Consider the following 21,818-nt stretch of genomic DNA (forward strand, 5'->3'; position numbering starts at 1 on the left):
ACCAACGATGACTAAACGGTCGGAAGTTTTGCGAAAAGCGATCATGCTCGCAAAGTAACCACATCACCCTGACAAAGGATTGTTTCCCTGCACTAGAGTGGTGTATAAACATACAGTATTTTTTAATCAGGTCAGGAGGTCATATGGAATTTAACGTACAACAAGTCCACGAGCGTAAAGTTGCCGGTTTTCATATGGTTGGGCCGTGGGAGCAAACGGTTCATCAAGGTTTTGAACAACTTGCCATGTGGGTAAAAACCCACAAAATCGTCGGTGAGGAGTGGCTGGCGGTTTATTACGATAATCCCGATTTGGTGCCTGCGGAGAAATTACGTTGCGACACCGTTGTCTCGGTGAGTGAAAACTTTACCGTGCCGGATAACAGCGAAGGCGTCATCGTCACCGGTATTCAGGGGGGGCAGTATGCGGTGGCCCGTGCCCGCGTTGACGACGGCGATTTTGCGAAACCGTGGAATCTCTTTTTTGACAGCGTTCTTGCCAGCAATAGCTACCAGATAACCGGTAAACCCTGCTTTGAACACTATCTGAACGACGGCTCAGAAAGTGGCGTGTGGGAAATAGACATGTATATTCCGGTGGCAGATCAAGTCTGATGCTAAAGGGGGCATACGCCCCCTAACTTTGTGATGTCCACTCAAAAAAAACAGGTACAATCCCGTTTTTATTTCCAGGGGAGCTGAGTGTGCGTCCAGATAAATCACTAAGCCCATTTGAGATCCGCATTTACCGCAACTACCGGACAGTGCATGGTATCCGCATCGCGCTGGCATTTGTTCTCACATTTTTGATTGTTCATCTTCTGAAAGTGCCCGAAGGAACGTGGCCGCTAATCACACTCGTGGTTGTGATGGGGCCGATCTCTTTCTGGGGCAACGTCGTGCCCCGCGCCTTTGAGCGTATTGGGGGAACGATTTGCGGTGCTGCCATGGGGCTTGTGGCGCTGAAACTTGAACTGTTTTCGCTCCCGCTCATGTTGGTCTGGTGTGCAATCGCCATGTTTATCTGCGGCTATCTGGCTTTGGGGAAACGTCCGTACCAGGCTCTGCTGATTGGGATCACTCTTGCCGTCGTGGTGGGGGCTCCAGCGGGGGACATGGAGATTGCCCTTTGGCGTAGCGGCGACGTTATCTTTGGCTCACTACTGGCCATGCTCTTTACCAGCATTTATCCCCAGCGCGCCTTTATCCACTGGCGCATACAAATGGCAAACTTCGTCACTGCCTTTGGCCGGGTTTACAACGCCGGATTTTCACCTAACTTATTAGAGCGCCCGCGCCTGGAAAAACACTTACAGAAGGTGCTTGGCGATGTGGTGAGAATGCGGGCGCTGATTGGCCCGAGCAGTAAAGAGACGCACATTCAAAAGTCGATTTTAGAGGCGATTCAGACGGTTAGTCGCAATATGGTGTGCACGCTCGAGCTGCAGGTCAACGCTTATTGGGCATCCAGGGAAAGCCATTTTCTGATGATCAATGCCCACACTTTGCGCGAAACGCAACAAATGACCCAGGGCACGCTTGCCGCTATCGCTCGGGCGTTACACGATGGCAACCCGTCACCGATTTCGGCAAACAATGAAAAACTGAGTGAAATCGTCAGTGAGCTGCACGAGCTGATGCAAAATGGCCAAAATGGGAAACTTCAGGAAACACCGATTCATGGTTACGTCTGGTTGAGTCTGGAGCTTGCTCGTCAACTAGAATTGCTTTCGCAGTTGATCTGTCGCGCGTTACGTAAATAATTGCTTAACCTGAGGTGAATTGCTGGTTTCGATTCAGCAGCTTTTGAGGTTAAGATAGCGAAATACACCAATCGCCTGTACTGTTCGGGTTGTCGCCTTGTATCACGCAGCTTGAAGTCGTACGGAGCATCCCCAAGTATGATGGGGTAAAAGAATTGTCAGCGGCCGCCGCTACCATTAAAGTAATCTGATGGCGGCTGTCTTAACGAATCCGAGTATGAAATTAGCAGGGGTATAAAAATGGAACCAACCAAACCATCTTTCCAGGACGTGCTTGAGTTCGTGCGTCTGTTCCGTCGCAAAAACAAACTGCAGCGTGAAATCCAGGACGTTCAGAAAAAGATCCGTGATAACTCAAAACGTGTTCTGCTGCTTGATAACCTGAGCGACTACATCAAACCAGGTATGAGCATCGAAGCGATTCAGGGCATCATCGCCAGCATGAAGACTGACTATGAAGACCGTGTTGATGACTACATCATCAAAAACGCAGAGCTCTCCAAAGAACGTCGTGAAATTTCCAAAAAACTTAAAGTCATGGGCGAAATCAAAGCCGACTGATATCCGTCATCGTTCCGCTGCCACGATGCAGTTCGAATGATTTAGGGTATAAATGATTTATTGTAAAAACCGCCGCTTTGGCGGTTTTTTTTATCGCGAGAAAGCGTGCGCTGCCCTCAATCTAGCCCTGAACCCACTCACCACAAGATGCTTGGCTGCATGCTACAGCTATCATGTTGGTCACTGACTTTCATCGTGAAATTCCTTTTATCTTCTTCAGACAGGGTTAAAAAATCAGTAAAAATTGTTATAGCGCAACATAGGATTTCTTATAGCTTTTACACTGTGTCCGCGTTTATGTATTCATGCACATGATTTTTTAGTCATCATGTGCCAGGCCGGTAAATATATCCGGCACAAAATTGTATCGACAACTGACTCGTTTATGCCACGCGATTTACCCAAATAATCCGTGGCTGGGAAGGGGGTGAAAATCCCCCGCAGCCCCCGCTGCTGTAATGCCGACGAACCCGCGTAACCACTGATCTGTTGATTGGGAAGGGCGGGTGAGAATGACGCTTAGCCAGAAGACCGACTAGTCAGATTTACCCGTCATCCTTCAATTTGCAGGTGTGTTAACCGCACCTCGAATTTTTGGGTATGACACTAAACAACTCCTTCGGTGGGAAGTCAGTTGTCATCAGATACGTGCAGCCTCAGGCTGCGCGTACGAGCTGACATCCGCGCTTTGCCGAAATGTAATAAGGCAAATATGGCAGCGGTAGCGAAACACGCATTCGTCATTGCAGGCACCAGCAGCGGCTGTGGCAAAACCACCGTTACGCTCGGATTGCTCCGCGCCCTCATGCAACGCAGCCTTCGCGTTCAACCTTTCAAAATTGGCCCCGATTATCTCGACAGCGGTTGGCACAGCGCCGTGACCGGCATTGCCTCGCGTAATCTCGATGCTTTCATGCTGCCGACGACCACGCTAAATGGCCTGTTTTCAAAACAGATGCAACAGGCGGATGTTGCCGTCATCGAAGGTGTGATGGGTTTGTACGACGGCTACGGAACCGATCCGAACTATTGCAGCAGCGCGGCAATGGCAAAACAACTGGGTTGTCCGGTGATTTTGCTGGTGGACGGTAAAGCGGTCTCTACTTCTATTGCCGCGACGGTCATGGGGTTCCAGCGCTTTGACCCGCGGCTTAACATCGCGGGCGTGATCCTCAATCGCGTCAACAGCGACAGCCATTATCAACTGCTTGCCGAAGCCATCACGCGTTATTGCGGGCTGCCCGTCTTAGGGCGTGTGCCAACAATGGCGGACGTGGCTTTGCCGTCACGCCATCTCGGGTTAGTTCCTGCGCAAGAAAATGCCCAGCATGATGAACGCTGGCAGAATCTGGCACAACAGCTCGAACAAACCGTGGATATTGACCGCTTACTCGCGCTATCTCATCTGAATTCTCTGCCACAGGGTGAAGCGCCCGCGATCCCTGATCCCGCGCTGGCTGAAGGTCTTACACTCGCGCTTGCCGAAGACGAAGCCTTCAACTTTTACTATCCCGATAACCTTGAAATGCTTGAGCAAGCCGGAGTGAAAATCCAGCGCTTCAGCCCGTTGCATGACACAAAAGTGCCTGACTGCCAGATGATTTGGCTCGGTGGCGGTTATCCCGAAGTCCATGCCACAAAACTCGCCGCGAATATCCGCATGCGTGAATCCCTGCAAGACGCCCATCAACGTCGTATCCCGCTTTACGCCGAATGCGGCGGCTTAATGTATCTCGGGGAATCTCTTACCGATGGCGAAGGGGAAGTTCACGCTATGTGCGGAGTGCTACCAGGCCACAGCCAAATGGGCAAACGCCTGGCCCGTTTTGGCTACTGCGAATCCACCGCGATTCAAAACACGTTACTGGCCAAAAAAGGTGAAACCTTGCGCGGCCACGAGTTTCATTACTCCGATTTCAACGGCCCATTACCCGCCGCATTCGATTGCTGCAAATGGCGTGACGGCGTCGCCGTTTCCCGCTGGCAGGGGGGCGTCCAGCATCAGGCAACATTTGCCAGTTATCTGCATGTGCATTTTGCCCAACGTCCTGGTTTGCTCAACCAGTGGTTATCTTTTGCGAGGAACTCTCTATGACATTGCTTGCCTGGGGTGCGGCCTGGTTATTGGATTTCTGGCTCGGCGATCCACCGCACTGGCCGCATCCGGTTCGCTGGATTGGCAACTTGATTAATTTCATGCAGCGCAAGATACGACAGTTTTGTAAAAGCGACCGTGCGCTGAAAATCGGTGGTGGCGTGCTTTGGCTGGTCGTCGTGGGCATGACATGGGGCGTGAGTTGGGGCGTATTACACCTCGCCAATCTGGTGCATCCGTGGCTTGGCTGGTTGGTGGAAGTGTGGATGATTTACACCGTGCTTGCCGCCCGTTGTCTGAGCGATGCCGCACTCGAAGTGTATCGCGCCTTGAAAGAGGGAACGCTTGCCGAAAGCCGGGAAAAACTGTCGTGGATAGTGGGGCGCGATACATCGCAACTGGAACGCCCGCAAATTACCCGTGCGGTTGTGGAAACCGTGGCGGAAAACAGTGTCGATGGCGTGATTGCACCGCTGTTTTTCCTGATGCTTGGCGGCGCACCGCTGGCGATGGCCTATAAAGCGGTCAATACGCTGGACTCGATGGTGGGGTACAAAACCGAAAAGTACCGCGCGATAGGTTATGTCAGCGCCCGTCTTGATGATCTCGCCAACTATCTTCCTGCTCGCCTGAGTTGGCTGCTGCTGAGCTTCGCCGCTTTTTGCTTACGCTCCAACCCGCGTCAGGCCTTACGCATTGGCTGGCGTGATCGCTACCAACACAGCAGCCCAAACTGCGCCTGGCCTGAAGCGACGGTCGCAGGTGCACTTGGGATCCGACTCGGCGGGCCGAACACCTATTTTGGCGAACGGGTAGAAAAACCGTGGATGGGGGATGAGCAGCGTGGCGTTGCCCTTGACGACATAACCCGCGCCATTCAACTCATGATGTTGGCGTCCCTGTTGGCCTTGCTGCTGTTTGCCGCAATGCGCTGGCTGACGCTTGGCATAGGCTCTTAAGGACTCCCGATGAATTACCTGCAACAACCCCAGCTTATTGAACAACATAGTTTTGAAATCATCAGCGAAATCATCGCACAACAGTATCCCGAATACCGTTTTCACGATGCGATTCAGGAAGCGATGATCAAGCGCGTTATCCATACCACTGCCGATTTTGAGTGGCTGGATATTTTATGGTTCTCGCCGGATGTCATCGAACAACTTAGTCACAGTTTGCAGCGTGGCTGCACCTTGTACACCGACACCACCATGGCGTTATCGGGAATTAACAAAACCTTGCTGGCGCAATTCGGATGCAGTTGCCGTTGCTTTATCAGCGACCCGCGCGTGGTGGCGCATGCCAAAGAGCAGAGCATTACCCGTTCGATGGCAGCGGTAGATCTCGCATTGCAGGAAGAAGGCGAGAAGATCTTCGTCTTTGGTAACGCGCCGACAGCCCTGTTCCGGCTGCTGGAAAAAGACGCGAAACCGTCTGCTGTTATCGGTGTACCGGTCGGTTTTGTCGGTGCCGAAGAGTCTAAAGAAGCGCTGATAGAAAGCGGTTTACCGGCAATTGCCGCTCGTGGGCGCAAAGGCGGCAGCAACGTCGCGGCGGCCATTGTCAACGCGCTGCTTTATCGCTTACGGGAGGCTCAGTGAGCGAACAGCAAGCCGACTGCATCTGGCATAAAGGCAAAGCTTACCGCAAAGGATACACCACCGGATCCTGCGCCACCGCGGCGGCTCGCGTCGCGGCGCTGATGGTGTTGCGCCAGCACGTCATCGACCAGGTTTCTATTGTCACGCCATCTGGCGTCACGCTGCATCTCAATGTCGAAATGCCGATGATTGAAGGCCAGCAAGCGACGGCGGCCATCCGCAAAGACGGCGGCGACGACGTTGACGCTACCCACGGCATGCTGATTTTCGCCCGCGTGCAGCTCAACGACAGCGGGATTATCACATTGCGCGGCGGCACGGGGATTGGCGTGGTCACGCGCAAAGGAATTGGTTTGCCGATTGGTGAGTCTGCCATTAACCGCACGCCGCGTCAGACCATTGTTGCCGGGGTGCGTGAAGTCATCGGCGCGGAGCGCGGTGCAGAGATAGAAATTTTCGCCCCGGAAGGTATCGAGCGGGCTAAAAAAACCTATAACCACCGTCTCGGCATTCTGGGTGGAATTTCCATTATTGGCACCACAGGCATTGTGATGCCGATGTCAGAAGAGAGCTGGAAGCGCTCGCTGGCGCTGGAACTTGAAATGAAACGCGCCGCAGGTCTCGATAAAGTGGTTCTGGTGCCTGGCAATCACGGCGAGCGCTTTGTGCGCGAACAACTGCAGTTGGACAGTGAATGTGTGGTGACGATGAGCAATTTCGTTGGCTACATGATTCAGGAGGCCGTCCGCCTGGAGTATCGCCACATTGTTCTGATTGGCCACCCTGGAAAGCTGGTGAAAGTGGCCGCCGGAATATTCCACACCCACAGCCACATTGCCGACGGACGCATGGAAACGCTGGTCGCCCATCTGGCCTTAATGGGCGCGCCGTTTGCACTGCTCGAAGCCGTCAGCCTTTGCGACACCACTGAAGCGGCACTCGAAATCATCACAGAACAGGGCTGGCAAGGGGTGTTTGAACGCCTGGCATCACGCATCTGTGAACGCGTTGAAGAGATGCTGCGCTTTACTCAATCGCCACCAAAATGCGATGCCATTTTATTTTCCTTTGATAACCAGGTTTTAGGTAGCAGCCGCCCCGTGGCTGATATTGCGCAGGCGTTGCGATGCTAACCGTGGTGGGCATCGGCCCAGGCGCTACTGAACTCCTGACCGTCCAGGCGCGGGCTGAGATTGATGACGCGGAGATCCTGGTTGGAGGGGCCAGACAACTTGCGCTGTTTAATGATTTTCGTGGTGAAACGCGTTTGCTGACGGGCGATCTCGATGAGCTTATGGCCTGGATTCGGGAACGCCTCAACCAGCAAATCGTTGTGCTGGCTTCGGGCGATCCGCTGATTTATGGCATCGGCAAGCGCCTGGCGGCGAACGTCCCCCCGGAACATCTGCGCATTATTCCGGGTATCAGCTCGATTCAATATCTGTGCGCCAAAGCGGCGGTCGATATGAACGACATCTGGATAACCAGTAGCCATGGCCGCGAGCCAGATTTTCAGGCGATTGCCGCGCACCAAAAGGTGGCAATGGTGACTGACAACATCATCGGGCCTTATGCCATCGCTCAGGCTTTGCTGGCACGCGGCCTGAATCCCACGCTAATTATTGGCGAAAATCTCACGTCGGCAGATGAACGAATCCATCGCCTGGCGGCCTGCGATGTCGCGCAACGCTACGCGATGAATGTGGTGGTTATCCTGAATGAAAGATGAGCTTTTCTTACGGGGTGCGCGCGTCCCGATGACCAAAGAGGTGGTGCGAACTCAGGCGCTGGAGCGCTTGCAATTGCAGAATGCACAACGGTTTATCGACATCGGTGCGGGCACTGGCAGCGTGTCGCTTGAAGCGGCCATGCGTTACCCGCAATTACGCGTCACGGCGATTGAACGCAATCCCGACGCGCTGGCGTTAATGGCAGAAAACCGCGAGCGTTTTGCTTGTCCAAATATTGAGATTATCAACGGCTATGCGCCCATTGAGCTCGATGCGATAGCCGATGCGGTCTTTATCGGTGGCAGCGGTGGGCAGTTAACCGAGCTTATCGACTGGTCGCTGGCACATTTGCACCCCGGCGGGCGTCTGGTGATGACCTTTATCCTGCTGGAAAATTTAACCTGCGCGTTAACCCACCTCGAGCAGTGCGCCATTCACGATTTTGATTGCCTGCAACTTCAGGTTGCAAGCCTCGCTACGCTTGGCAGCGGCCACTACTTCAAACCGAACAACCCCACTTTTTTGATTTCTTGCCTCAAGGAGGGAAGCCATGACTCAAATTTATGATACCCGTAAGGTCTGGTTCGTCGGTGCCGGCCCTGGCGACAAAGAACTGATCACCCTCAAAGGCTATCGCATCTTGCAGCAGGCGGAAGTGGTGATTTATGCCGGTTCGCTCATCAACCCTGAACTGCTGGATTACTGCCCGGAAGGGGCGGAGTGCCACGACAGCGCTGCGTTAAACCTTGAGCAAATTATCGAGCTGATGGAAAACGGCGTGAGGGCAGGCAAGCTGGTGGTGCGCTTACAAACCGGCGACCTTTCACTGTACGGCTCGATTCGCGAGCAGGGTGAAGTGCTCACCGAGCGCGGTATTGGCTATGAATCGGTGCCGGGCATCAGCGCATTTTTGGGTGCCGCCGCGCAGCTTGGCGTGGAATACACCGTACCGGAAGTCTCACAAAGCCTGATCATCACGCGTATCGAAGGCCGCACGCCGATGCCACCGCTTGAACAGCTTGAATCTTTTGCCCGGCATCAGACCTCAATGGCGATTTTCCTCTCGGTGCAGCGTATTCACCGCGTGGCTGAACGCCTGATTGAAGGCGGTTATCCCGCGGATACGCCAGTCGCCGTGGTTTACAAAGCCACCTGGCCGGATTGCCAGACTGTGCGCGGCACGCTTGCAGACATCGCAGAACAGGTGCGGGAAGCGGGCATTCGCAAAACGGCGCTCATCATGGTGGGCGCATTTCTTGGCGAGGAATATCACTATTCCAAACTCTACGATGCAGGATTCAGTCATGAATACCGCAAGGCCTGATTCGATAGCACTGTTTTGCCTGACGCCCGGAGGCGTGGCATTAGCGCAACGTCTGCGCGACCTGGTACCGCTCACCTGTTTTACCAGTGAAAAGCTGCTGCAACCGGGCTTTATTCCGTTCGGTGGCAGTTTTGCACGGACCGTAGAACAGGCATTTAGCGAATATTCTGCGCTGGTGTTTATCGCCGCCACGGGCATTGTGGTGCGCGTAATTGCTCCATTGTTGAACGACAAGCTGCACGATCCTGCGGTTGTTGTAATGGATGAACGCGCGGAACACGTTATCAGCCTGCTTTCCGGGCATCTGGGCGGTGCCAACGAATTAACCCGTCAAATTGCCCAACTGTTAAACGCCGATCCGGTGATCACCACCGCAACCGACGTTAACCAACTGGCGGCGCTGGATACGTTGGCGGCGAAACTTGACGCCACCCTGTTGGATTTTCGCCAGACGGTGAAAACCATTAATCAGATGCTGGTGAGTCAGAAGCGCGTAGGGCTGTGGTGGGACAGGGATTTTACCCAGAACGCCGAAAGTTACGACACCCGAGGTTTTATCCCCGTCGACAATCTCGACGTGCTGCCAGCGCTTGATGCCCTGGTGTGCGTCACGCTGCGTGATGACCTGCCGACACAAGCTATTCCGCTTTATAAGCTGGTGCCAAAACGCGTCGTGGCGGGAATAGGCTGCCGCCGTGACACACCGCCGCAAACCGTGGCGAAGCTATTAAATCAGCAACTGGCTGAGAACCACTTTGACCCGCTGGCTTTGCGCGCCATTGGCAGTGTGTCTCTCAAACAGGACGAACCGGCGTTACTTGAATTGGCACAACGTTGCCAAATCCCATTCAACATTTTTAGCGTTGACCAACTTGCGGAACATGAAAAGCGCTTTCCGGCATCCGAATTTGTGCGTCATACCGTGGGCGTGGGCAGCGTGTCACAACCGGCTGCGTGGCTGATGAGTAACGGAAATCTGGTTGGCAACACCCTGCGCGAACAGGGCGTCACTATCACTTTAGGAGTTTCAGACAGATGTTAACGGTAATCGGGATTGGCCCGGCAGTGAAGCCATGATGACTCAGGAAGCGATAGCGGCATTGCAGGAAGCTGAAATTGTGGTGGGTTATAAAACCTACACCCACCTGGTGAAGCCCCTGACGGGGGACAAGCAGGTTATCAAAACGGGCATGTGCAAAGAGATTGAACGCTGCCAGACCGCCATCGAACTGGCGCAGGCCGGGCACAACGTGGCGTTAATCAGCAGCGGCGATGCCGGAATCTACGGCATGGCGGGCCTGGTGCTGGAGCTGGTGACATCGCAGCAACTGGATATCGAAGTGCGCCTGGTTGCCGGGATAACCGCCAGCATTGCCGCCGCGTCATTGCTCGGTGCGCCGCTGATGCACGATTTTTGCCATATCAGCCTCAGCGACTTACTGACACCGTGGCCGGTAATCGAAAAACGCATTATCGCCGCCGCTTCTGCCGACTTTGTTATCTGTTTCTACAACCCGCGCAGCCGTGGCCGCGAAGGGCATCTGGCGCGTGCATTTGAATTAATGCGCGAATTTACCCAACCGCAAACGCCCGTTGGCGTGGTGAAAGCCGCCGGGCGCAAAAAAGAGCAAAAATGGCTAACGACATTTGGCGAGATGGACTTCGAACCTGTTGATATGACCAGCCTGGTCATTGTTGGCAACAAAACGAGCTATGTCCGTGAAGGCCTGATGATCACTCCGCGAGGTTATGAACTGTGAGTGAGCCGCAGGTGATGGTGTTTGGTGGAACCAGTGATGCCCGGTTTATTTGCCAGATCCTCGATGAACATCGCATTACCTACACGCATTCGGTAGCGACGGCGGTCGGCAAAGAGCTGGCGGGTAATATCAGCGGCAAGATCCGCGTCGGGCGTATCGACGCCGACGAAATTGCCGACTTGTTGATGAGCAGCGCCGTGCGCTGGGTGATTGATGCCTCGCATCCGTATGCAGAGTTGCTGGGGCGCAATATTCATCAGGCCTGCGAAACCGTGGGTGTGCCCCTAAGCCGTTATCAACGCCGCAGCGAACTCAACGACCTGGAACACCCGCAGTTGCACAAAGTGGCGAACCTGCAAGCTGCGTGTTCCGTGGCTTTGCAATATGGCCCGCGCGTACTGCTGACCACCGGCAGCAAAGAGCTTGCGGCGTATCAGCAAGGTTTACCTGGAAAAACGCTGCTGGCGCGGGTTTTGCCCACCAGCGAAGTGATGGCCGAATGCGAAGCGCTGGGCCTCGGCGTGGATAACATCATTGCGCTGCGCGGCCCGTTTAGCGCCGAGTTTAACGACGCTATCTATGCCTTTTGCTCGCCGGATGTGGTGATCACTAAAGAGTCCGGCGCAGAAGGGGGGTATCTCGACAAAGTCACTCCGGCGTTGGCGCGGGGCATCCCCTGTATCGTTGTGACGCGCCCGCAGCCTCGGGTCAGTGGCGCTGAATTATTAGCAAGCCGTGATGATGTGTGCCGCCGTGTCACACGCTGGCTGCAAGAGAGGAAAGAATGAAGAAAGCTCTATTGGTTATCAGTTTTGGCACCAGCTACCACGACACCTGTGGCAAAAATATTGTTGCATGTGAAGAACAACTCGCCAGCACTTTTGCTGACCGCGACCTGTTCCGCGCGTTCACCTCCGGCATGATTATTCGCAAATTAAAAAGCCGCGATAATCTGGATATCGATTCACCTGCGCAGGCGTTACGCCGCCTGGCCGAGTTGGGATATCAGGACGTTGCCGTTCAGTCGCTGCACGTCATTAATGGCGACGAGTACGAAAAAATTGCCCGTGAGGTGCAAGCCCATCGTCACCTGTTCCAGCGCCTGGCATTAGGTAACGCATTATTGAGTGATTTCAACGACTACGAATGGTTACTTAGCGCCTTGCAAAGCCAGATGCCACCGCTTGAAGCCGACGAACGCGTGGTGTTTATGGGCCACGGTGCCAGCCATCACGCGTTTTCAGCCTATGCCTGTCTCGATCATCTAATGGTGGCACGCCGTATTCCTGCTCGGGTTGGCGCAGTAGAAAGCTATCCAGAAATCGACCTTATCGTGCGCGGTTTGCAGCAAGACAATGTCCGTAAAGTCCACCTGATGCCATTAATGCTGGTGGCTGGTGATCATGCGATTAATGACATGGCGTCTGACGAAGAGGACTCCTGGAAAACACAGTTGCAGGAAGCAGGAATAGAAGCCCAGCCCTGGTTACAAGGACTGGGAGAAAACCCGCAAATTCGCGCGATGTTCGTTAATCATTTGCAGCGTGCGCTGGAGAAATCAGCAAACGAGGTGGCAGCATGAGCGGCCGTTTATATGCCCTCGGCACCGGCCCGGGTGCCAGCGACCTGATCACCGTACGCGCAGCGCGCATCATCGGCAAACTGGATGTTTTGTACGCCCCGGCTGGCCGCAAAGGCGGTGACAGCCTGGCACTTTCGATTGTGCGCGAATACCTCAGCGACACCACCGAAGTGCGCACCTGCCACTTCCCGATGAGCGCCGATAACGACGAAAAAGCGCGGGTGTGGGATGAAACCGCAGCCGCCTTACAGCATGAAGTTGAACAAGGAAAACAGGTCGGGTTTATCACGCTCGGGGACTCGATGTTATTCAGCACCTGGGTGTTTTTGCTGGCGCGAATGGGCAACCCGGAATGGCTGGAAATTGTCCCTGGCGTCACCTCTTTTGCCGCCATTGCCTCACGTGCGCAATTGCCGCTGGCGATGGAACAACAATCGCTGGCGGTGATGTCTTGCACTGCTTCGCATCAGGCGTTGACGGAGGCGTTGCGCTCGCATGACTGCGTGGTGCTGATGAAAGTCTACGGGCGGTTCGCGCAAATCAAAGCGTTGCTGCAACACCTCGGGCTTATCGACCATGCGCTGTTAATGGCAGAAGCAACATTACCGGGTGAGCAATGTTTCCGAAATCTGGAAGAGGTGCCGGACGACCAGACGCTGCCGTATTTCTCGACCATTCTGGTGAATAAACAGTGGAGTCCTCGCCGTTAAGCAAGGGAAAACCATGGAAAAATTACTTAAAAAACTCTCGCTAAGCGGTCTTGGCATGGGGATGTTGCTGCTCATCGTGCCGCAAGAAGCGTTCGCCATGCATATCATGGAAGGATTCTTACCGCCAGTGTGGGCGCTGGCGTGGTGGATTTTGTTCCTGCCATGCCTGTATGTCGGGCTGGTTCGTTTGCGCCAAATCGTTGCGCACGACAGCAACCAGAAAGTGCTGCTGGCGTTATGCGGTGCCTTTATTTTTGTGCTCTCGGCGCTAAAAATCCCCTCGGTCACTGGAAGCTGTTCGCACCCAACTGGCGTGGGTCTGGCGGTTATTTTGTTCGGCCCAGGTGTCGTGGCAGTGCTGGGCGCCATCGTGCTGCTGTTCCAGGCATTGTTACTGGCACACGGCGGCCTGACAACGCTGGGTGCCAATGGGATGTCGATGGCGGTGATTGGGCCGGTGGTGGGGTATCTGGTCTGGAAGCTGGCCTGTAAAGCGGGCTTTCGCCGGGACGTCAGCGTCTTCCTGTGCGCCATGGTCGCTGACCTGATGACCTATTTCGTCACTTCAATTCAGCTCGGCGTCGCGTTCCCCGACCCGCACTTTGGCATCACCGGTTCGTCGTTGAAATTCATGAGCATCTTCTGCCTGACGCAAATCCCGATTGCGATTGCTGAAGGCTTGCTGACGGTCATGATTTACGACCAGCTCACGAAGCGACAACTGCTACCCGCCCGGAGTCAATAACATGAAGAAAACGCTGATTTTGCTCGCCCTGGTGGTGGGATTAATGATTGTGCCGTTTTTTGTTCCTCACGGCGGTGAATACGGTGGCTCAGATGACCAGGCGGAAAGCCAGATTTTGGTCGTCGCCCCACACTACAAACCGTGGTTCCAGCCGCTTTATGAGCCGGCCAGCAGCGAAATTGAAAGTCTGTTGTTCACCTTGCAAGGTTCAATCGGTACGGCGGTGATTTTCTACATTTTGGGCTTCTATCGGGGCAGACGCGAAGACCATGCTGGGGATTGATAAACTCAGCTACCAGAGTCGCTGGTGCCGGGTCTCCCCGCTGCGCAAATTCGCACTGTATCTGGTGATGTTGGTGCTGGCGTTTGCGCTGCCGCCCGTCGGGCAGGCCGCTTTATTGCTGGTGATTGCGGTTTTTACCTGCTGGCTGCTGCGCGTCGGCCCACGGCGATATTTACGCTGGCTGGCGGTGCCGCTGGGTTTTTTAGTGATGGGCGTGGGGACGATTATCCTGAGTGTTGCGCATCACCCGCAATCTTTGTTGTTGAGCGTACCGATCGGCTCATTTTATCTCGGCATTGATGCGCAAGGGCTGGCGATGGCGAATCAGACTTTCTGGCGCAGCCTTGCCGCACTGGCCGCAACTTACTGGCTGGTACTGAACCTGCCGTTTGGGCAATTAATCATCCTCTTACAGCGCTTAAGAGTGCCACGATTATTAATCGAGCAAATCCTGCTCACCTGGCGTTTTATTTTTATCCTGTTGGACGAGGCGCAGGCCATTCACCGTGCTCAGACATTACGTTTCGGTTATCGTACCTTGCCCGGTGGCTACCGCTCGTTTGCTATGTTGGTGAGCATGCTGTTTTCCCGCGTGCTGCTGCGTTACCAACAAATGGTCACCACGCTGGATATCAAACTTTACCAGGGGGATTTCCACCTGTGAGAACCGCACCGATGCTGACAACCCAGAATGTCTCTTTTTGCTACCAGGACGATGTTGTTCTGCATGACTTAACCTTCGATTTTGGCGCATATCCGGTGACGGGCATCGTCGGCAAAAATGGCTGCGGAAAATCCACGCTGTTCATGAATCTCAACGGCGTTTTACGCCCGCAAAAAGGCGCGGTGTTATGGCAGGGCAAACCCATAAATACCAGCAAAAGTGGGTTGATTGAGCACCGCCAGCGCGTCACGACCGTATTCCAGGACCCCGAGCAGCAAATCTTTTACACCGATATTGATAGCGATATTGCGTTTAGCTTGCGTAACCTTGGCGTCAACGAAGCCGAGATTACCCGCCGTGTGGAGCAGGCGATTCAACTGGTGGATGCGCAGGCTTTTCGCCATCAGCCGATTCAGTATTTAAGCCACGGGCAAAAGAAGCGCGTGGCGATTGCCGGTGCGCTGGTGATGGAAGCCGACTACTTGTTGCTGGATGAACCGACGGCAGGGCTTGACCCATCCGGTCGGCAGCAAATGATTGAAATCATTGCGCGCATTGCTTCCCAGGGTAAGCATGTGGTTATCTCAAGCCATGATATTGATTTGATTTACGAAGTTTGCGACGGTGTCTACGTCCTGAAAGACGGGAAAATTATGGCCACGGGTGCGCCCGGTGACGTTTTCAGCCAGGCCGACATGCTGCACGATGCCGGGTTGGTGCAGCCGTGGTTAGTGAAATTGCACAGTGAGCTCGGGTTCCCGCTGTGTAAAACCGAAACTCAATTGTTCAACGCCTTACGCGTTTCAAAGGAAGCTTTATGAGCCTTGCGATAATGATTCAGGGCACCGCCTCAGATGTCGGGAAAAGCATGCTGGTGGCCGGATTGTGTCGAATTTTTGTCCAGGACGGCCAGCGCACCGCGCCGTTTAAATCCCAGAATATGGCGCTTAATTCTGGCATTACGCCGGATGGCAAAGAGATGGGCAGGGCGCAGATTTTCCAGGCTGAAGCGGCGGGTATCGCCCCTGATGTGCGCATGAATCCGGTGTTGCTCAAACCGACCAGTGACTGCAAAGCGCAGGTGGTGCTGATGGGCAAAGTCGCGACAAATATGGATGCGGTCACTTATCACAATTACAAACCGCAGTTGAAAACGCAAATCCGCGAGGTTTACCAAAGCCTTGCGTCAGAGCACGACGTGATGGTACTGGAAGGGGCTGGAAGCCCGGCGGAAATTAATCTGCGCGATCGCGATATCGTCAATATGGGCATGGCGGAACTGGCTGAATGCCCGGTGGTGCTGGTGGCAGACATCGATCGCGGCGGTGTTTTCGCCGCGATCTACGGCACCATTGCGTTGCTGCTTGAGCATGAAAAATGGCGCGTAAAAGGGGTCATCATCAATAAGTTTCGCGGCGATGTGGCGCTGCTTTATTCCGGCATCGAGCAAATCGAAGCGTTAACCGGTGTGCCGGTTTTAGGGGTAATGCCGTGGCTGAATGTCGATCTCGAAGATGAAGACAGCGTGGTACTGGATCGTGGGAAATATGATTCGGTTAGCGCAAAAGATCTGGATATTGCGGTGCTGCAACTGCCGTACATGTCGAACTTCACCGATTTTAATGCGCTGGCGGCGCAACCGGACGTGCGTCTGCGTTATGTCGTCAAACCTGATGAGCTGGCAAACAGTGACCTGGTGATTGTGCCGGGGAGTAAAAATACGCTCGGCGATTTGCGCTGGGTGCGAGAAAACGGTCTTGAGCAGGCGTTACTTGCGCACCATCGGCGCGGCGGTGCAGTGCTGGGGATTTGCGGCGGCTATCAGATGCTCGGGCAGCATATTTACGATGAAGTGGAGTCGGGGCTTGGCGAAATGCCGGGCATGGGGCTGCTGGATGTCATCACCCGTTTTGCCAATGAAAAAACTACTACCCGCGTGTTCGGACACGTTCAAAGGTCGCTGCCTGGCGTGTTTGCCGCAAGCGCAGGCCGTGCGCTTGCGGGTTATGAAATCCATATGGGTGAGACTCAGCGCGGAGCAAAAACTTCTCCTTTTGCAACGTTTACTGAGTGTAATACTCAGCCTTATCATAATCTTGATGGCGCGGTCAGCGAGGATGGGCGCGTGCTGGGGACGTATCTTCATGGCGTGTTTGATAGCGGTGAGTTTACCCGCAGCCTGCTGGACAGTTTACGCCTGCGCAAAGGGCTGACACCGTGGGAAGGCGAGCGCTTCGACTATCAACAACATAAAGAGCAGCAGTTTAATATTCTGGCTGACGCGATGCGCGAACACATCGATATTGCGCAGATTTACCAGATTATGCGGGAGCATCAGGAGCAATCGGTATGAAGTTAGTCACGGGCGGCGCCCGTAGCGGGAAAAGCCGCCATGCAGAACAGTTGGCGGCAAATTTCGAGTGCGTACTGTATATCGCCACCTCGAAAATTTTCGACAGTGAAATGGCGCAGCGTATTCAGCATCATCGCGACAGCCGTCCTGCACACTGGCGTACCGTCGAGCAGTATCGTGATTTAAATACCGTGATTACGCCAGATAACGAAGCGCATGAAGCCGTGCTGCTGGAGTGTATTACCACATTGATTACCAACGTGATGTACGATGCTGCCGGGGAAAAGCCAGAGGACGACTGGGATTTTGCCGTGATGGAGCAGGTGGTGAATCAACAGATCGATATTTTGCTGGACGCCTGTGCGGAAAGTCCGGCGGAAGTGATTTTAGTGACGAACGAAGTGGGAATGGGCATTGTGCCGGAAAACCGCCTGGCGCGGCATTTCCGCGATATTGCCGGACGTATCAATCAGCGTCTGGCGCAAAATGCAGATGAAGTCTGGCTGGTGGTCTCAGGGATAGGAGTAAAAATTAAATGATCTTCCGTTTGTTCTTCGCCACGTTGCAGTTTATGAGTCGCATTCCGGTACCGGTTCGTTGGGCCGAAGGGATTGAAACCCATCAATATGTGCGCGGTATTGTCACTTTTCCGTTTGTCGGCCTGGTGCTGGGCGCATTAGCGGGCGTGGTGTTTACGCTGTTGCAGCCGTGGGCAGGATTACCCCTGGCAGCACTCGGTTACGTGCTTGCCCTCGCACTGCTGACCGGCGGTTTCCATCTTGATGGTCTGGCGGATACCTGCGACGGTATTTTCTCGGCTCGCACTCGCGACCGGATGCTGGAAATCATGCGTGACAGCCGTCTCGGAACGCACGGCGGCCTGGCGCTTATCTTTGTGATTGTGATGAAAGTGCTGGTGGTCAGCGAGTTGGCACTGCGCGGGGGTAGCATGCTGGCGGTATTAGCCGCGGCATCCGTAGCCGGGCGCACCGCCAGTGTACTGCTGATGTATCACCATCAATACGCCCGTGAAAAAGGGCTGGGCAATCTGTTTATCGGCAAAGTGACGGGAACACAAACCTTCCTGACGCTGCTCGGCGGGGCGGTGTTATGTACTCTTTTGCTGCCAACCACTGGCCTTATCGCGTTGGTGTTAACCCTGCTGGCTGTTTTTGGCCTGGGCTGGATGTTGCGCCGCACCCTCGGCGGGCAAACGGGCGACACGCTCGGTGCCGCCATCGAACTGGGCGAAGTGGTTTTCCTGCTGGCGTTACTGCGATAACACCTCATTTTCATACCTGTGTATCAGAGAAAAAAATGCAAACACTGAATTCTTTACTGGCAATGATTTCCCCGCTTGATAGCGAAGCAATGGCACGTGCGCAGAAGCATATTGATGGGCTGCTAAAACCGTTCGGCAGCCTTGGGCGCCTGGAGTCGTTAGCGGTGCAATTGGCGGGTATGCCGGGGATGAAAAACGGCCTGACGACTCAGCGCAAAGCGATCCTCGTAATGTGCGCTGACCACGGCGTTTATGCCGAAGGCGTGGCGATTTCCCCGCAAATTGTTACGGCCATTCAGGCGATGAACATGACGCGTCATAACACCGGTGTCTGCGTATTGGGTGCGACGGTGGGTGCCGATATTCATGTGGTTGATGTCGGTATCGATAGCGACGCATTGCCGGGCGTGCTGGATATGAAAGTGGCGCGAGGCAGTGGCAACATCGCCCAGGGCCCAGCGATGAGCCGTGAGCAGGCAGAAAATTTACTGCTGGCGACCATGAAACTCACCATGGAAAAAGCGGCTGAAGGCGTGACGCTGTTTGGCGTTGGCGAATTAGGGATGGCGAATACAACGCCTGCGGCGGCGATGGTCAGCGTGTTGACCGACAGTTCACCGGATGATGTGGTCGGGATGGGCGCGAATTTCCCCGCCGAGCAGATGAACCACAAAATCGCCGTGGTGCGTAAAGCAATTGCGACCAACCAGCCGGATGCCACAGACGGTATTGATGTCTTAGCAAAAGTCGGTGGTTTTGACCTGGTCGGCATGACCGGCGTGATGTTGGGTGCCGCCGCAGCCGGTCTTCCGGTGGTGCTTGATGGCTTCCTGTCTTACGCCTCGGCACTCGCGGCCTGCCAGATTGCGCCAGGTGTACGTGATTATTTAATCCCGTCACATTTGTCTGCTGAAAAAGGCGCGGTGATTGCGATGAATAAGCTGGGGCTTGAGCCGTATTTACAGATGGGTATGCGTCTGGGCGAAGGGAGCGGGGCGGCGCTGGCGATGCACCTGGTGGATGCAGCATGTGCAATGCACAATGAAATGGGGTCGTTGGCGGAGAGTAATATTGTGTTGCCGGGGTGATTTCAGAGGTAGGTTTTTGGGGATTATGGGCTTGAGTTTGTTCCGTTCACCTTTGCGTTCAGCTATTCATTAAACACTTGCTAATGGTGAACGTGTCAGGGGGATTACGACATCCCCCTGACAACCCCGTCGCCCGGTTTTAAATTGCCGCTTCGCGGTAAACCCCCGCTTTTCCCCAACGTTCAGGGTCGTTCGCGATTCGCTCCCGGCGATCGCTCTCTGGCGCCGTTCCCGACGGCGCCACCCCTACTTATGGGGAACGCGGGGGCAATTTATACCGGGAACAAAGTCAAAACCGATCTGGTTTTTGACCTTTAGTCCGGCATAAATCGCCTTCATTTTTACTTTAACGGACGGGTCACGTCGTTGGGAACTACGTCCAACTAGCAAACGGAACCATTCCGAGCTAGCAAAACTCCCCAACAACGCCCCCGTTGCAACCCGCATAATCAGATCAACGAACCTTCACCAGCGTACGTCCCTGAATCTCATTACTCATAAAGCTCTTAGCCACAGCAGGCGCCTGCTCCAGGCTAATTTCCGTTGTCGCTCTCTCGTAGAAACTCTCTGGCAGCAACTCGGCCAGGCGTTTCCATGCGCTAATACGACGCTCTTGCGGGGCGCTGACGGAATCCACACCTTGCAGACGCACGTTACGCAGAATAAATGGCATTACCGTCGTTGGCAGAGCGAATCCGCCCGCCAAACCGCATGCGGCGACACAACCGGAATAATTCATCTGCGCCAGCAGTTTGGCTAACACATTGCCGCCCACGGTATCCACCGCACCGGCCCAAACCTGTTTTTCCAGTGGGCGTGTTTCGGCAAATTCGCTGCGCGGCAAAATACGGCTGGCACCTAACTGGCGTAAATACTCGTGAGTGGACTCTCGGCCAGAAACGGCAACAACCTGGTAGCCCAGAGCGTGGAGCAGGGCGATTGCCGTGCTGCCTACGCCACCGCTGGCACCGGTCACCACCACTTCACCACTGGCAGGCGTAACACCCGCTTCTTCCAGCGCCATCACACATAACATGGCGGTAAAGCCTGCGGTGCCGACGATCATCGCTTTGCGTGCCGTTAAACCCGCAGGCAATGGAACCAGCCATTCGGATTTCACTCGAGCCTGCTCGGCAAGGCCACCCCAATGGTTTTCACCCACGCCCCAACCGGTTAACACCACTTCCTGACCTGCGACAAATGCAGCATCGTGGCTTGTGTTTACACGACCAGCGAAATCAATCCCAGGCACCATCGGGAAATTACGGATGATTTTCCCAGTCCCGGTAATCGCCAGCGCGTCTTTATAGTTCAGGCTTGACCACTCAACATCGACCAGCACATTTCCCAGGTCTTCGGCCGGCGCAGCGATTTGCTTTATCTCTGCCTGAGTCTGGCCTTCAACTTGTTCAAGTACGACTGCTTTCATAGTAAATCCTCATTCTTTGAACCGAGCGTTTCGGTTGAGATGTTTCTAATGCCCAACACGGTATACCCGAAGCTCGTGAGAATAAAGAACACCAACGCTATTCCAGCGTAATAACCTGCTTTTTAGCAGGTTATACGATTTTCATATTCTGAGGAGTGTGACAAAAGTTTCACAACGGACCGCCGGAATAGCGTAAGCGTCATCCGGCATTGAGCTGGTAGTTAAAAGTAACTCTTAGCTCTGCAAAGGCAGCGTGGTCAAACAGGTCTGGCTGCTTTGATAGGTCGCAATCGGTGCGCTGGCTGTTTTGCCCTGATAGCTCACTTCAATCTTGCCTTCTATATCGCGCGGTAACCACACGCCGACAAAACCATTCGCGTGGCTGGTCATGCTTTTCTGCACGATGACTTTGCCATTTTTGTCGGTGATTTTTACATCAAAAGGCGTATTGGCTAACTCGCCACGGCAGCCAGACAGGCTGTGATTCAAACATGGGTGGGTTTGCGTCAGATAAGGGGCGAACGACAAATAGAACTTATCGCCCAACGGATAGCTAAACTGCTGCTTACCGTCAGACAATTTCAGCTCTGTGCTGGTGATGCCTGCGTTATACGGCAAAGGACGCGCCTGTGGCGAACCGTCGATGGCTTCTACCATTTGCTCAGTGGTTTTGCCCGCTAAACCGTGTGCTGCGAGAAAATCCGTATCCGACTGCGCCGCGAATGCACTGCCACTGATGCCCAGTGCCAGCAAAGCGAAAAGCATATTTCGTTTCATCAATGATCCCTTTCTGAAAGATAAAGTTGGCTTGCGCAGACTCTAAACCTTACCGTAAGGGGAGGGTCAAAA

At 54.2% G+C, this 21,818-nt stretch carries 24 protein-coding genes, 1 pseudogene and 1 riboswitch; of the genes and pseudogenes, 23 read left to right on the forward strand and 2 right to left on the reverse strand.

What is annotated here, in order from left to right:
* The first annotated feature begins 143 nt into the window (after window positions 1-143).
* From sbmC to cobT, 23 genes and pseudogenes are all read left to right on the forward strand, one after another.
* Window positions 144-614, forward strand: a complete 471-nt coding sequence (gene sbmC, locus RHD99_RS08200; protein WP_309878344.1) for a DNA gyrase inhibitor SbmC — start codon at window positions 144-146, stop codon at window positions 612-614.
* An 89-nt stretch (window positions 615-703) separates the two neighbouring features.
* The gene (locus RHD99_RS08205) at window positions 704-1,762 is read left to right on the forward strand and encodes an FUSC family protein (protein ID WP_183269805.1); all 1,059 of its coding nucleotides are present in this window, start codon (window positions 704-706) and stop codon (window positions 1,760-1,762) included.
* A gap of 240 nt (window positions 1,763-2,002) precedes the next feature.
* Window positions 2,003-2,323 carry a DUF496 family protein gene (locus RHD99_RS08210; RefSeq protein ID WP_034496514.1) on the forward strand — a complete coding sequence of 107 codons (321 nt, stop codon included), beginning with the start codon at window positions 2,003-2,005 and terminating at the stop codon, window positions 2,321-2,323.
* Window positions 2,324-2,685: 362 nt separating this feature from the next.
* Window positions 2,686-2,877, forward strand: a riboswitch (cobalamin riboswitch).
* A gap of 158 nt (window positions 2,878-3,035) precedes the next feature.
* Entirely contained in the window at window positions 3,036-4,418 is a 1,383-nt protein-coding gene (locus tag RHD99_RS08215; RefSeq protein WP_309878345.1) for a cobyrinic acid a,c-diamide synthase CobB, read from the forward strand.
* A complete protein-coding gene (cbiB, locus tag RHD99_RS08220) occupies window positions 4,415-5,377 on the forward strand; it encodes an adenosylcobinamide-phosphate synthase CbiB (protein WP_309878346.1) in 963 nt (320 codons plus the stop codon). Before RHD99_RS08215 ends, cbiB begins: the two co-directional genes overlap by 4 nt.
* A 9-nt stretch (window positions 5,378-5,386) precedes the next feature.
* Window positions 5,387-6,019 (forward strand): cobalt-precorrin-8 methylmutase, encoded by a 633-nt coding sequence (locus RHD99_RS08225; RefSeq protein WP_309878348.1) that lies wholly within the window; start codon window positions 5,387-5,389, stop codon window positions 6,017-6,019.
* Window positions 6,016-7,152 (forward strand): cobalt-precorrin-5B (C(1))-methyltransferase CbiD, encoded by a 1,137-nt coding sequence (gene cbiD / locus RHD99_RS08230; RefSeq protein ID WP_309878350.1) that lies wholly within the window; start codon window positions 6,016-6,018, stop codon window positions 7,150-7,152. The genes RHD99_RS08225 and cbiD overlap by 4 nt, the downstream gene beginning before the upstream one ends.
* Entirely contained in the window at window positions 7,146-7,748 is a 603-nt protein-coding gene (locus RHD99_RS08235; RefSeq protein ID WP_309878351.1) for a cobalt-precorrin-7 (C(5))-methyltransferase, read from the forward strand. Before cbiD ends, RHD99_RS08235 begins: the two co-directional genes overlap by 7 nt.
* Window positions 7,738-8,316, forward strand: a complete 579-nt coding sequence (locus RHD99_RS08240) for a decarboxylating cobalt-precorrin-6B (C(15))-methyltransferase (protein ID WP_309878352.1) — start codon at window positions 7,738-7,740, stop codon at window positions 8,314-8,316. The genes RHD99_RS08235 and RHD99_RS08240 overlap by 11 nt, the downstream gene beginning before the upstream one ends.
* Complete coding sequence (locus tag RHD99_RS08245; protein WP_309878353.1) at window positions 8,300-9,073, forward strand: cobalt-precorrin-4 methyltransferase; 774 nt, start codon at window positions 8,300-8,302, stop codon at window positions 9,071-9,073. Before RHD99_RS08240 ends, RHD99_RS08245 begins: the two co-directional genes overlap by 17 nt.
* The gene (gene cbiG, locus RHD99_RS08250; protein ID WP_309878354.1) at window positions 9,054-10,115 is read left to right on the forward strand and encodes a cobalt-precorrin 5A hydrolase; all 1,062 of its coding nucleotides are present in this window, start codon (window positions 9,054-9,056) and stop codon (window positions 10,113-10,115) included. The genes RHD99_RS08245 and cbiG overlap by 20 nt, the downstream gene beginning before the upstream one ends.
* Window positions 10,109-10,833: pseudogene (locus tag RHD99_RS08255) on the forward strand (precorrin-3B C(17)-methyltransferase). Before cbiG ends, RHD99_RS08255 begins: the two are co-directional and overlap by 7 nt.
* A gap of 14 nt (window positions 10,834-10,847) precedes the next feature.
* On the forward strand, window positions 10,848-11,621 hold the full coding sequence (locus RHD99_RS08260) for a cobalt-precorrin-6A reductase (RefSeq protein WP_309879107.1): 774 nt from the start codon (window positions 10,848-10,850) through the stop codon (window positions 11,619-11,621).
* Window positions 11,618-12,415: a sirohydrochlorin cobaltochelatase gene (gene cbiK / locus RHD99_RS08265; RefSeq protein WP_309878356.1), complete on the forward strand. Its 798-nt coding sequence runs from the start codon at window positions 11,618-11,620 to the stop codon at window positions 12,413-12,415. The genes RHD99_RS08260 and cbiK overlap by 4 nt, the downstream gene beginning before the upstream one ends.
* Window positions 12,412-13,125, forward strand: a complete 714-nt coding sequence (locus tag RHD99_RS08270; protein WP_309878357.1) for a cobalt-factor II C(20)-methyltransferase — start codon at window positions 12,412-12,414, stop codon at window positions 13,123-13,125. Before cbiK ends, RHD99_RS08270 begins: the two co-directional genes overlap by 4 nt.
* Window positions 13,126-13,138: 13 nt before the next feature.
* Entirely contained in the window at window positions 13,139-13,870 is a 732-nt protein-coding gene (gene cbiM / locus RHD99_RS08275; RefSeq protein WP_309878359.1) for a cobalt ECF transporter S component CbiM, read from the forward strand.
* A gap of 1 nt (window position 13,871) precedes the next feature.
* Window positions 13,872-14,153, forward strand: coding sequence for an energy-coupling factor ABC transporter substrate-binding protein (locus RHD99_RS08280; RefSeq protein WP_309878361.1), 282 nt, complete (start codon window positions 13,872-13,874; stop codon window positions 14,151-14,153).
* A complete protein-coding gene (locus tag RHD99_RS08285) occupies window positions 14,140-14,817 on the forward strand; it encodes an energy-coupling factor ABC transporter transmembrane protein (RefSeq protein ID WP_309878362.1) in 678 nt (225 codons plus the stop codon). The genes RHD99_RS08280 and RHD99_RS08285 overlap by 14 nt, the downstream gene beginning before the upstream one ends.
* Before the next feature lie 11 nt (window positions 14,818-14,828).
* Window positions 14,829-15,638: an energy-coupling factor ABC transporter ATP-binding protein, CbiO family gene (locus RHD99_RS08290; protein WP_309879110.1), complete on the forward strand. Its 810-nt coding sequence runs from the start codon at window positions 14,829-14,831 to the stop codon at window positions 15,636-15,638.
* Window positions 15,635-17,170, forward strand: a complete 1,536-nt coding sequence (locus RHD99_RS08295) for a cobyric acid synthase (RefSeq protein WP_309878363.1) — start codon at window positions 15,635-15,637, stop codon at window positions 17,168-17,170. The genes RHD99_RS08290 and RHD99_RS08295 overlap by 4 nt, the downstream gene beginning before the upstream one ends.
* Window positions 17,167-17,709, forward strand: coding sequence for a bifunctional adenosylcobinamide kinase/adenosylcobinamide-phosphate guanylyltransferase (gene cobU, locus RHD99_RS08300; RefSeq protein ID WP_309878364.1), 543 nt, complete (start codon window positions 17,167-17,169; stop codon window positions 17,707-17,709). Before RHD99_RS08295 ends, cobU begins: the two co-directional genes overlap by 4 nt.
* Complete coding sequence (gene cobS, locus RHD99_RS08305) at window positions 17,709-18,452, forward strand: adenosylcobinamide-GDP ribazoletransferase (protein WP_309879113.1); 744 nt, start codon at window positions 17,709-17,711, stop codon at window positions 18,450-18,452. The genes cobU and cobS overlap by 1 nt, the downstream gene beginning before the upstream one ends.
* Before the next feature lie 35 nt (window positions 18,453-18,487).
* Window positions 18,488-19,540 carry a nicotinate-nucleotide--dimethylbenzimidazole phosphoribosyltransferase gene (gene cobT, locus RHD99_RS08310; protein WP_309878365.1) on the forward strand — a complete coding sequence of 351 codons (1,053 nt, stop codon included), beginning with the start codon at window positions 18,488-18,490 and terminating at the stop codon, window positions 19,538-19,540.
* A gap of 454 nt (window positions 19,541-19,994) precedes the next feature.
* On the opposite strand, the gene acuI is transcribed toward cobT, so the two are convergent.
* The gene (acuI, locus tag RHD99_RS08315) at window positions 19,995-20,969 is read right to left on the reverse strand and encodes an acrylyl-CoA reductase (NADPH) (protein ID WP_309878366.1); all 975 of its coding nucleotides are present in this window, start codon (window positions 20,967-20,969) and stop codon (window positions 19,995-19,997) included.
* Window positions 20,970-21,203: 234 nt separating this feature from the next.
* Window positions 21,204-21,746 carry a copper-binding periplasmic metallochaperone CueP gene (gene cueP, locus RHD99_RS08320; protein ID WP_309878368.1) on the reverse strand — a complete coding sequence of 181 codons (543 nt, stop codon included), beginning with the start codon at window positions 21,744-21,746 and terminating at the stop codon, window positions 21,204-21,206.
* Between the last annotated feature and the right edge of the window lie 72 nt (window positions 21,747-21,818).

Origin of the sequence: Buttiauxella selenatireducens (genome assembly GCF_031432975.1) — a bacterium.
Taxonomy (GTDB): domain Bacteria; phylum Pseudomonadota; class Gammaproteobacteria; order Enterobacterales; family Enterobacteriaceae; genus Buttiauxella; species Buttiauxella selenatireducens.